22 protein-coding genes are annotated in these 10,316 nt (G+C 49.4%); all 22 read left to right on the forward strand.

Going from position 1 to position 10,316, the window contains the following annotated elements:
• A partial coding sequence (locus ACOJTG_RS12505; RefSeq protein ID WP_420154121.1) for a hypothetical protein occupies positions 1 to 180 on the forward strand: 180 nt, incomplete at its 5' end.
• Positions 177 to 599, forward strand: a complete 423-nt coding sequence (locus ACOJTG_RS12510; RefSeq protein WP_420154122.1) for a hypothetical protein — start codon at positions 177 to 179, stop codon at positions 597 to 599. The genes ACOJTG_RS12505 and ACOJTG_RS12510, both read left to right, overlap by 4 nt.
• The gene (locus tag ACOJTG_RS12515; RefSeq protein ID WP_420154123.1) at positions 596 to 1,282 is read left to right on the forward strand and encodes a hypothetical protein; all 687 of its coding nucleotides are present in this window, start codon (positions 596 to 598) and stop codon (positions 1,280 to 1,282) included. The genes ACOJTG_RS12510 and ACOJTG_RS12515 overlap by 4 nt, the downstream gene beginning before the upstream one ends.
• 55 nt (positions 1,283 to 1,337) lie before the next feature.
• A complete protein-coding gene (locus ACOJTG_RS12520; RefSeq protein ID WP_420154124.1) occupies positions 1,338 to 2,036 on the forward strand; it encodes a hypothetical protein in 699 nt (232 codons plus the stop codon).
• Positions 2,037 to 2,091: 55 nt separating this feature from the next.
• Positions 2,092 to 2,310, forward strand: a complete 219-nt coding sequence (locus ACOJTG_RS12525; protein WP_420154125.1) for a hypothetical protein — start codon at positions 2,092 to 2,094, stop codon at positions 2,308 to 2,310.
• A 32-nt stretch (positions 2,311 to 2,342) separates the two neighbouring features.
• A complete protein-coding gene (locus ACOJTG_RS12530; RefSeq protein ID WP_420154126.1) occupies positions 2,343 to 2,537 on the forward strand; it encodes a hypothetical protein in 195 nt (64 codons plus the stop codon).
• Positions 2,538 to 2,660: 123 nt separating this feature from the next.
• A complete protein-coding gene (locus ACOJTG_RS12535) occupies positions 2,661 to 3,014 on the forward strand; it encodes a hypothetical protein (protein WP_420154127.1) in 354 nt (117 codons plus the stop codon).
• 5 nt (positions 3,015 to 3,019) lie between these two features.
• Entirely contained in the window at positions 3,020 to 3,202 is a 183-nt protein-coding gene (locus ACOJTG_RS12540; protein WP_420154128.1) for a hypothetical protein, read from the forward strand.
• 13 nt (positions 3,203 to 3,215) lie between these two features.
• Positions 3,216 to 3,542, forward strand: coding sequence for a hypothetical protein (locus tag ACOJTG_RS12545; protein ID WP_420154129.1), 327 nt, complete (start codon positions 3,216 to 3,218; stop codon positions 3,540 to 3,542).
• Positions 3,543 to 3,544: 2 nt separating this feature from the next.
• Positions 3,545 to 3,859, forward strand: coding sequence for a hypothetical protein (locus ACOJTG_RS12550; protein WP_420154130.1), 315 nt, complete (start codon positions 3,545 to 3,547; stop codon positions 3,857 to 3,859).
• A complete protein-coding gene (locus tag ACOJTG_RS12555; protein WP_420154131.1) occupies positions 3,856 to 4,329 on the forward strand; it encodes a hypothetical protein in 474 nt (157 codons plus the stop codon). The genes ACOJTG_RS12550 and ACOJTG_RS12555 overlap by 4 nt, the downstream gene beginning before the upstream one ends.
• A gap of 60 nt (positions 4,330 to 4,389) precedes the next feature.
• A complete protein-coding gene (locus ACOJTG_RS12560; protein WP_420154132.1) occupies positions 4,390 to 5,028 on the forward strand; it encodes a hypothetical protein in 639 nt (212 codons plus the stop codon).
• 84 nt (positions 5,029 to 5,112) lie between these two features.
• The gene (locus ACOJTG_RS12565; RefSeq protein WP_420154133.1) at positions 5,113 to 5,847 is read left to right on the forward strand and encodes a hypothetical protein; all 735 of its coding nucleotides are present in this window, start codon (positions 5,113 to 5,115) and stop codon (positions 5,845 to 5,847) included.
• Entirely contained in the window at positions 5,844 to 6,404 is a 561-nt protein-coding gene (locus ACOJTG_RS12570) for a hypothetical protein (RefSeq protein ID WP_420154134.1), read from the forward strand. Before ACOJTG_RS12565 ends, ACOJTG_RS12570 begins: the two co-directional genes overlap by 4 nt.
• A complete protein-coding gene (locus ACOJTG_RS12575) occupies positions 6,404 to 7,078 on the forward strand; it encodes a hypothetical protein (RefSeq protein ID WP_420154135.1) in 675 nt (224 codons plus the stop codon). Before ACOJTG_RS12570 ends, ACOJTG_RS12575 begins: the two co-directional genes overlap by 1 nt.
• Positions 7,075 to 7,521: a hypothetical protein gene (locus tag ACOJTG_RS12580; RefSeq protein ID WP_420154136.1), complete on the forward strand. Its 447-nt coding sequence runs from the start codon at positions 7,075 to 7,077 to the stop codon at positions 7,519 to 7,521. The genes ACOJTG_RS12575 and ACOJTG_RS12580 overlap by 4 nt, the downstream gene beginning before the upstream one ends.
• A 2-nt stretch (positions 7,522 to 7,523) precedes the next feature.
• Positions 7,524 to 7,718 (forward strand): hypothetical protein, encoded by a 195-nt coding sequence (locus ACOJTG_RS12585; RefSeq protein ID WP_420154137.1) that lies wholly within the window; start codon positions 7,524 to 7,526, stop codon positions 7,716 to 7,718.
• A complete protein-coding gene (locus tag ACOJTG_RS12590; RefSeq protein ID WP_420154138.1) occupies positions 7,718 to 8,332 on the forward strand; it encodes a glycoside hydrolase family 19 protein in 615 nt (204 codons plus the stop codon). The genes ACOJTG_RS12585 and ACOJTG_RS12590 overlap by 1 nt, the downstream gene beginning before the upstream one ends.
• 2 nt (positions 8,333 to 8,334) lie before the next feature.
• Positions 8,335 to 8,442, forward strand: a complete 108-nt coding sequence (locus ACOJTG_RS12595) for a hypothetical protein (RefSeq protein ID WP_420154139.1) — start codon at positions 8,335 to 8,337, stop codon at positions 8,440 to 8,442.
• The gene (locus tag ACOJTG_RS12600) at positions 8,435 to 8,560 is read left to right on the forward strand and encodes a hypothetical protein (RefSeq protein ID WP_420154140.1); all 126 of its coding nucleotides are present in this window, start codon (positions 8,435 to 8,437) and stop codon (positions 8,558 to 8,560) included. The genes ACOJTG_RS12595 and ACOJTG_RS12600 overlap by 8 nt, the downstream gene beginning before the upstream one ends.
• Positions 8,560 to 8,955 (forward strand): hypothetical protein, encoded by a 396-nt coding sequence (locus tag ACOJTG_RS12605; protein ID WP_420154141.1) that lies wholly within the window; start codon positions 8,560 to 8,562, stop codon positions 8,953 to 8,955. Before ACOJTG_RS12600 ends, ACOJTG_RS12605 begins: the two co-directional genes overlap by 1 nt.
• The coding region (locus ACOJTG_RS12610; protein WP_420154142.1) for a right-handed parallel beta-helix repeat-containing protein at positions 8,952 to 10,316 on the forward strand (1,365 nt) is incomplete at its 3' end. The genes ACOJTG_RS12605 and ACOJTG_RS12610, both read left to right, overlap by 4 nt.

A 10,316-nucleotide genomic window follows, 5' to 3' on the forward strand; every position in this document is an offset into this window, starting at 1 on the left:
GTAGCTCGGGTAGTACCCGGCCAATACTCGGAAAAAGCAATGCTCGCCGGTATGCAGGCAGTGATGGATAAAGCGGCGGAGCTAACCAGTCCCGGTATTTTCAACCGTTTCCAAACCTTCACGCGGGAACAATATCAGGCCGTATTCCAGGAGGCATACGCCAAAGCATTACTGCCGTGACCCGGTCAGGCGTGACCCGGTCAGGTGTGACCCGGCTGGCTCTGGTAGAAACGGATGCCTCCGGGAAAGTCTCGGGGATTGTCCGGGATATTGAGGACTGTACCTCCGAGGAATGGGACGAAATCGTACGGAGAACGCAGGAAAACGCCGAGAAAGCCCGGCTCTTTACCGACAATGAGGCAAAGATGAACCTGATCTTGCAGGGACTTGCATCTGCCGGACTATTCCGGGAAAATCAACTCAATCTGTACCCGGTCTTAAAACCCTACTTCGATACGCTGATTGCCGAACATGAGGAAAAGAAAGGATGGGCCAAAAAGCTCGATACCTGGAAACGGAATCAGCGAAACAAGGTATTCCGCTGTCTTTTTGACGTGGCCGGAAAGATTGTAACAGCACTTTTAAATCCGAAGAAATGAGTATCAAAAGCGTTTTGGGCATGGCCGAAAAGGTGAGTACGGCGGTTAGTGCCCTGGGAGCGGCTTCGGAGGCGGTACCGGAAGTAGCCCGGCATTTCTCCGGCGGTGCGGCGGCCTCGATTGCCCCGTTGCCTGAGGTACCGGCTACGGCTGACTATCCCCCACAAATCCCGATATTCCCCGGCGTAAGCCCGGCAACCTTCAGCCCGTTTTACGTACCGCCCATTCCCGTCAGTGATGAAGAAATCCAGCGGCAAGCCGAAGTGCGCGCACCCTTCATCCTGCCCCCGCTCCGGTTCCGAACCAGCGTTACCCCGAATTTGGTCGCTCAAATCATTGTCAAGAGCACCGATCAGCAGACCGTTGACCAGTGGAATACGAACGTAGGTGGGCCTGCCGAACCCGGTTCGATGGTTGCCAAAGCTCTGAAACGGCTTGCGATCCGGGATCGGCTCAAAAACTACAAAAGTCCGGTAACGGGTGATGATGGTGAGCTGGTGGATCTCTTGAAAGAGGGGCTGTATCTGGATCTGAAAGAACAGGCTCAGCAAGGCCGTTTCAAGAAAATGAGCTACGATCAAATCCTTTCCAAGCTGATCGGTACAGAAACGTTTGGCCTGCTGGAAGCCGTAGTCGAGCCCTTGACTGAATTAGCCAAAGATTCACTCTCCCGGCCCAAATGAAATGCCTGTTATCGGTGGCCCTTCGGTGGCTACCTCGTAAACCTTACTGCGTAGGATGAACATACAAGGAAATAACTGGATGTTTTTCGGGAAAAAGAATACCGGCAAAACGTTCGAAGCCTTAGAATTTGCCAAGCACTTCTTTCAGCGGGACGTGAACCCGAAACGGATTATCGTTTTCGATCACTCCAATAACACGAGTTACAAGGAAATTACCGACGTAATCCCGATGGAGCGGCTTCAGTGGCAATTGCCGAAAAAGGCCATCGTAAAAGTTCAGAGTGACGATTTTGATACGTTCGCTGAATACTGCCTGATGTACGTTCGAAATGCGGTTGTCGTGATTGATGATTCATCGGCCTTCTTCCAGGGTAACGTACGGGGCACCCGTCTCAAATTCCTGAAATCGCCGAAGAATAACGGCAACGAGTATATGTTCCAGTGTCACAGTGTTCGGGAAACGGCCCCGTTGCTGTTAGAGAACACGGACATCTTCGTTTTAAAGGAAACGCGGGACGATGCAAATGACCTTCCTACCAAACTAGTAGGTCGAAACCGGATCATCCCGTTAATGAATGAACTGATCGAGGAAAACGACACCTATCCCTCCGGTCAAAAGTGGGCGACTCGGGTGTACGATCAGGAAGAAGATACCATTTGGTTTAAAGACCTGCGTATTCCGCTGGATGATGTAGAGTCAGTATTTGACACCTATGGTATTATGCCCGCCCGCGATTATTTGAACGCTTCTTAATTCTATTCAACTCATGCAGGATACGCAGAGTACAAAACCGGGATTCAATGTCCCAATGCTCGCCGCAATTGTGTTGCTGGTGCTGATTGCAGCGGCTGCGGCGGCAATCGTCGTACGCCGTCGAAGTCAGCAAGTTATCAAACGCGGCAAGGCAAATCATCAGGCCGAAGTAAATAGTCTGAATGCCCGTTTAACACAATCACAATTTGAACACGCGGCCTTGCTTTCCATTTCTGAAAAGCCAGTCCTAAACGAAGAACCCCAAACTACCTAACCGTGAGTAAATCCCGTTACAAATCGTGCCTTATGTCTGACCTGGCTCAAGCGGCTGGAGTAGACGTTCGCACCTTTAACGGATGGTTAACGGAGGCCGATCAAATTCGTATGATTCGCCTGGGGCATCATATTCAGGATCGCAAATTAAAGCCTCGGGTTGTTGAATATCTGGTAGAAAAATTTCTGCCTCAAATGATGCAATCGGGCTTTTTAGGTTCCGGATAGCAAGCGGTTACCAAGCATTGCTAAGCGTTTATTAAGCATTAACAGGCGATGAGTAAGCATTACCGGGAAAAGTTCAGCAGAAGGCGTTGAAACTTTCGGCTCGCTTAGTAACAACTACAGTACATGAACAATCTGACTCCCTTTCTTGCTGCCTACGGCCTGACCGAAGCAAACCTAACCCCTGAACGCAAACGCCAGCTAGAAAACGTTCTACTGGAAGCAGGCCGTTCGGCGGGCGGTACGGCAGTGAAAGAAGTGACGAAGATTCTTCAGGAAGAAGCGGCCAAACGTGGCATTCAAACCGGAACCATCGGCACGTCTGCCAACTCCAATGCTCAAAAGGAGGTCGAAGATCGCCTTAAAAAGCAGCAAGAGGAAGAAGCGGCCCAGCGGCAAAAAATGCTCATTCTTGGCGGGATCGGTGCTGTAGTCCTTGCAATCATTGGAGCCGTCGTCTGGCGGGTCCGTAAACGTTAACCCCGATGGCAACGCCTAAAAAATCCACTCGAAAAAAAACGACCACCCGCAAGAAAACGGCTGTAAAAAAAGCACAGGCCGGAAAGACCAAATTTAAAAAAATGGTCAAGACGGCTCAGCAAATTTATAAATCTGGCGGGTCGAAGACCTGGACAGGTGCCCTCAAAAAAGCAGCGAAACAAGTGTAATAACCCTTAATCGATGGCAGATACTAACTTTTTTACGTCAGGCAACTTTGGTACAGCTCTGACCACTGCCGGGGGGATTGCTACAGGTTTCCTTCAAAACGCAAACGCTGAAATCCAGGGCAAGTATGCCAAATCACTGGCCGAAATCAACGCTCAGTCAGCCCTTACGGAATCGGAACGTCAGCAGAAGATTGCCGCTCTCAATGCTCAGTATCAGGTGATCGTACAGGAGGGCAAAGACGAAGCCCGAGCCGATTATCTGAAATGGGGTCTGCTCATGGGCGGCGTATTTCTGGGGGCTCTGGCTCTCTGGCTCGGATTCGGTAAAAAGAGGAAATAATTATGGACCCGATCTCTTTAGTGCTCATTGCCGTCTCTACCGGCCTTTCAATCTTCGGTGGAGTCAAGCAAAATCAGGCGGCGAAGGAATCCGGTCAGCAGGCGATCAACGAAAAAGCAGAAGCCAATACCCTGGCTAGGTACAAAAACGAATTAGCAGAAGTCGAAAAGAAAACCGCGATTGAGATTGAAGCTGCCCGTTTAAAGGCACTGGCGAGCCAACGGCAAAAAACATATGTACAGTTAGAAATAGCGGGGGTAGCCCTGCTAGCCTTTACGACGGTTTTAATCTTAATCCGAAAACTCAGAGAACAATGAAATTAAACGGTTTGTATCAAGATGGGCAGGTAATTGCTTCCGGTTCTTTCGGTACCGTATATATTACACCGTTCGAGGATGGCGTAGTAGCCGTTGCCCTGGTGGGTGGCGGGCTGAAATACCTTGCCAAAGAACGCCTGTTGAAGCTGGTCAACGCGGATAAAACCCTAACCTTTGACCAGACTTTTGAAGTACTGGACTTGGAAGCCCTGTACACCGAACAGGAACTCAATAACCGCTTTTCCATTCAGGGCGGCTGGAGCCTTAATACCGGAGCGGCGGACGGCACTTACACCGCATTCACCAAAGGATTTTCAGGACAATACATCCGAACGCCTGAAATGCTGGCCGATGCTGTGCAGCAAAACCTTTTTACCAGCGTAGTAGCCGCCGCCGCCGAGCTTAAAATCCGGCAGCAAAAACCAGTCAATCCCCTTCGGCAATTCTGGCGTGATGCCACGGGCTGGTAATCAGTCCGATTTGAAGTAAGTAAACGTTTATCCAACCCAACAAAAACAACATTTTTAGTTATGGCAGCTCCTAGTGGTGTTACCCTACACAAGAGTCCCGGTCGTCTGAAAGATGGCGACGATGTAATGACATTTGCAATCCCTGAAATGGATGGCAAGTATCGTTTTGAAAAAGTGATTTTCCGCGTAATGACCTCGGGCCGTCCCGTTCTGGTTATTCGTACGGCTCCTGACAAAGGCGATGGTACGGCTGGTGCGTTTGGTGATGAAAACATCAAACAGGCGGAATATTTCGGTAACTACACCGGATGGGCCAACCTGCCTTCAGCCCCGCTGATTAAGAAACTGCTGGATGCAAATATTTTCGCTACGGGTGCTGAATTAACGGGTCAGTATAGCCCAACATCTCGTTTCCCAACCTCGCCCACTTCGCAGGAAACCGATTACATGATTGACGCTGACGGCGTAATCACCAAATCTCCCAAACCTGCCTCCAGCTCTGACGTGAAAGATGGTCAGGATAAGCAAAACGCCCTGTTGGGTCAGATTGCCCAGGGCTTGACGGGTGGATCTTCCACGTCAAGCGGTTCTACGACGACGACTGCAACGCAGAAAATCGTTCGGGTGGCTCTGTTCGTGCTCGGTGGTGGTCTCATCCTCTGGGGCGTTACGAAGCTGGTCGGTAAAAAGAAAAAGTAAGCCAGTGGCTTAACGTGAAGGATTAGCGAAAAAAGCCGTCGTAGTGAATGCGGCGGCTTTTTTTGATACAAACTCAAAGAAAGCATGGCAGATTTCCCGAAATACGAAGATAAAGTTTATGCCGGGTCTGGTGGTGCTATCCTGTATTCGTTTTCCAACGGAGAAATGTGGAATTGGGACAATAAACCCGTTCGATTGCCCGAGGGAGAGTACTTGCCAGCAACAGGCAATTTTTCCAATAATCCTACGCTGGGATTGATGTATGAGGTATACATCTATCGTGTGCAAGGTAGTTCACAGGTCTATCGAACTAAAGAGGAAGCCCGTAACGGGGTTGGGCTTATTGTCAATTTCTCGAAAATTGTTCGGGAGCAAAAATGGGTAGTCGCTTCTCTGGTTCGGGTTGATTTCAATGTATCAAACCAAACTAATAGCCCTGATCCCGGCTCACCAGTGACGCAGCAACAGTCAGAACAAACTAGACTTGAATCGGAGTTGGAGAAACTGGTTTATGGACCTAATCCAGCAATGCCGCGTCATACTTCGCTCGCTAAAAACACTGAAGGCAAGTGGATGCTGACTTTTCAAAACGGCTACACGGTTGATTATACTACGTTCATCAACCTTACTCCTGTCGAGCGTCAGCGGTTAGTTTCTGTAAATATCAGTTCGGGTCTGACCACTACAGGTACCGGAACAGGTAGTAGTACCAGTGAAACAGCAGGTTTCCCCACCTGGGCGTATGGTATTATCGGCGTATTCGTACTGGCAGTAATGGGTTTGTTCGTGCTTTCTTCTAAACCCAAATCAAAACGATGAGTGAAGCAACAGCAGGACAACTCGTAATTGCTAAATCCACGGATGCGGCGGTATTTTCTGATTACAAAGGCACAGGCGTTGAAAAGTTAGTGTACGCAGCTAGTAAAGCGGGCGAATCACTCGGGGTTGCGACGGGTATTTCCATTCCCGGAACCGGAGTGAATTTCCGCTGGACTGAACTGGTGTACGTGGAGCAAACCAACTTTATTTTTGGTATTCCCTCCTTTAGTCGCAAACTCGGGTATGTGCCTTCCAATGAGGTAGAATTTAAAGACCCGGAGCCATCAAAAACGACTCCTACGGGTTCGGGCACTACTACCCCTACAACCGGAACGGGCACTACGCCCACGACCAGCAGCACGACTACACCCGACGTTTCCATTCCCGTTACGACCGGCAGCGGTGAAAAAATCACCCTGACGCAAAACGATAAGGTGATCACCAAAAAAGCAGTACTACCTACCTGGGCGTATTGGGCTTTGGGTGGTCTTGGCCTGACAGCGGCCATCCTGATTGGTGTTCTGGTCGGGAAAAACAAGAAAGGGGGAAAGAAGTAATGGCCGATCAGTCCGCACCAATCGCAGTCCAACCCAACGACGTATTCCGCACCAAAGCGGTCACTACGGGTTGGAATGCGTATCAGACGCAGGCCGACATTACAGCGGGAAAGGTAGCGTATGCTTTCCCCGGTAATGCTCAGGTTGGTCGGTTCGTTCGGGACGTTCAGACCGCCAAAGGTTGGTACTCCCTGATGGAGCTGACTATGCCCGTTACCGTATCCACGGGCGTACTTTCCAAAGTAACCCTTACTCACCTGTGGATTCAAAACGTGGGCCTTGAGAAAGCGACGCTGACGATGTATACCATCACGAAGGGAAGTACGAACGTGAATCGCCGAATCGGGCCGGGTACCGAGTACGCAAAGATCAACCCGCCTTTACAGGGGGGCCAGACGGCAGGCAAATCCGACGGTACGGTAATTAATGGTTTTGTTCCTCTCTACACCGAAGAAGGCCGTTTACAGTGGGTGTCAAAAACCTACTTAACGTCAGCCGGGCAACTCGAACAAAGTACGGTGGATAGTCTGGCTAACAATCTGCAAACCAGTACCTCGTGGCTGGATGTGCCCTTGCTGCTTAAATCGATTGCCTTCGGGGTGTTAGTGGTGGGCCTTGGCTACGGACTTGGGTACCTGGTTGATCACTTTCCTAAAAAACGCCGAGCCCTATGAAAAAGACCGCCTTTGATTTCGTCAAAAGCAACCCCATTGCCTGGATCGCTCTGTTTTTCGCGGGGGTGTTCGGCATTTACTATTTAGGCCGCAAGTCGAATGCTACCCAGGAATACGACGTACGCAATCTACCCAACTCGGGCCAGACCGTGCCTGTTGGATGGGCTGAACGCGAAGCCTCCGGGCTGGTGGACGATATGCACAACGCTCTTTCCATCTTCTGGTATGAGATCAAATGGACCGGGCCGAAAATTCTAGTGATGACCCGCTGGTATACCCTGACCGACGATCAGGTAACCATCCTCGGAAATCTCTACAACAGCCGGTACGGGGAGAAAGACGGGGTGAGTATCGTCGAAGCCGTTGAAAAGCAGTCGATGGGCTTTTCCGACGACATCCAAAACAAATTAGCTAAACGCCTTCGGGCCTTGAATTTCAAATAAGTATGGACGTAATCCAGTCAATCAACGACGTGCTCAATAAGCTGCAAACGCTGGGCAAAGACGGCATCCCCTTGAATCACTCGGTCGACACCAAAACCGTAAATAATCTGGGGGTTTGGATCGTCGGCGGCTTGTTGCTGGCGGGCCTTGCTGCGGGTGGTATTGTTGGACTTATACTTTCTAGCCGTAAACGATAATGCAAATTTCAGAAGAGTTGATGAAGCGGTTATATCCCCGAGCAAAGCAGGCGAATATCCGCACCCATTTACCATACATTAACGAGGCTCTGGTTTGGTATAACATCACGTCGGCCAAACGAGTAGCCGCGTTTCTGGCCGTTTGTGGACACGAAACCGGGCAACTTACCGCCTTCACCGAGCGGGGCAATGCAGCCTATTTTCAAATGTACGAATACCGTAAAGACCTCGGTAATGATCAGCCGGGCGATGGACCCAAGTACAAAGGTCGGGGAGCTATTCAGCTAACGGGACGGCATAATTACACCATGGCATCGAAGGATTTCGGCGTTGATTTTGTCAATAATCCCGACCTAGTACTTGAGCCAAAATATATCTGGAAAGTCTCGGGTTGGTACTGGGCAGTGCTCTGGAAACGGTACGGTGTAGATCTGAATGGCCTAGCCGATAAAGGCGATTTGAAAACCATTCAGTTGCGGGTGAACGGCGGACCAAAAAACGGATGGGAAGAACGTAAAGCTTTGTATGATATGATTTTACCCATTCTTGAAAAAGAGATGGGATCGCAGCTCATTACGCAAAAAAAAAAGTCAGTACAACTGACTGGACTTTGATTGTGGCAGGTATCCTTCTCGCGGGAGCGGGATACCTGTATTTTCAATCTCGCAAAAAGAGGAGAAAGGCCCAACGTACAAAGTTCGAACTCCTGCATATCTATGAATAAACGACAATCAACCTGGGCGGCGTGGGCTGGAATAATCGCCGTCCTCTTTACGATTGGAGCGGCGGGAAGCTCGCTCTACATCAATTATAAAAAGATCAGCACTAAAAACTGGAACTAATGGCAGATGCAAAAACCCACGAATTCGTGACCCGAACGCTCAATACGCTGACGGGGCGAGCCATGGCACGCGGGGATAATGAATTACTCGTTCTGATCGGTCTGGTCGGTGTCCTGAATCAGGGCATGATGGAACAGAAAAACGATCAGAAGTACGTGGCTCAGGAAGCGGTAACGGCCGTTGGTAAAACGATTCCTGTTACCGGATTGAAGGATGGTGATTTGGTGTACCACGGTTTAGGTACGGAACGAATCATGGTTTCCGCCAAAAACGAAAAGGGCTTTCCCGATTATAATATCTTAGGAGCGGCTGAAGACACGGATCATTTGGTAGTCAGCATTCCGCAAGACGAAACGTTCACTGGAAACCTAATTATCGATATTTACAACGGATGAAAAAGCTACTTATCTTTTCCCTCATATCTGTTCTGAGCCTAACTACAACGTTGGCTCAGGTCATTGAAATCACTTCCGATACCACGAAACTGGCTACCAAAACCGGGCGGTTCCGTGAGGCCTACCGTCAGGGCGTACGCTACGCCAAAGGAGCTTCCGGTACGACGGAAATTACGGGAACGCGGGTATTTCGCTCCCTGGCCGAACTACGGCGGTTTACTTCGCCGGTCGAAGGGATTCAGTACTATTTGTCCGAAAAAGGCAAGGAAGGCTACTGGTATTACGATGCTGCCGATCGTTCATCGGCTGATAACACGGGTACCGTGCTGGTAACTACCAGTAGCAAACGTTTAAAACGGGCCGATGTCAATCAGATTAATTGTCGCTGGTTTCTTGTAGGCGAAGGGGGGAATACTGCTGACGCTATTCAGGCGGCCATCAACGCCGGAATTCAACTCAGTCAGGATGTCCTTATTCCAGCGGGCCGATGGTTGGTCAATAAAGCTTTAGTATTAGATGTACCCTTAGACAAAACGATACGTATCATCGGGCAGTTCGGTACAATACTAGATTTCAAGGCAGCAAATGCGAGTGCTTTTATGCATACAACTCCCGTAAGAGATTCGACCCATGTGTACGGCAAGATTTATCTAGCCGGCATTACGTTCGATGGTCACAGGAACCCCGTTACTCCAGGTAATGCGTATGCGTTAAAAACGTTAGATTTCCGTAACTGTTTGTGGGTTGAACTCTCCAATAGTACGTTCCAAAACATGTACGGTCATGGCTTGATTTTTAGAAGATGTGCGGGCGGCATAATTGATCGGAATACTTTTAGTGGGGTCTACGGCAGAGATAGCGTGTACGATGCGTACGGAGATGCCATCACGCTTTTTGATCGTTCGGAAAACTTTAGTATTCAAAACAATACGCTTCGCTTAGCATCGGGTCAGGTAGGAAGGTGTGGAATTGCCGTGGATGTAAATTGTAACTATACCACCGTGATCAACAACAACATCACGGGTTATGAACGTGGTATTCATGTGGAATCGTCTCGTCACGTACTGGTTACAAAAAATCAGGTTTTCAGGGCTCCAATCGGGGGCTATTCAGCGTTCAACGAAGACGTAAGCTGGGAGGGTAATTCCTTTAGTGCGGGTGAGGTCACGCAGCCGCCCTTGCTTTCACAATCCGGCGTTTTCTTTGTTTACCTGGACAACAAATGCAGTTATAGAGGCAATACCATAAGCAATTGGCATGGGCAAAAAGATGTCAGAGGGGAGAATACCTATCTGGCTAAATTTTGGGGTGATGGGTTAGTAATCGAAAACAATATTTTTTCGAAAGGCAATGAGGTGTGG

The organism is Siphonobacter sp. (assembly GCF_048595215.1).
GTDB lineage: Bacteria > Bacteroidota > Bacteroidia > Cytophagales > Spirosomataceae > Siphonobacter.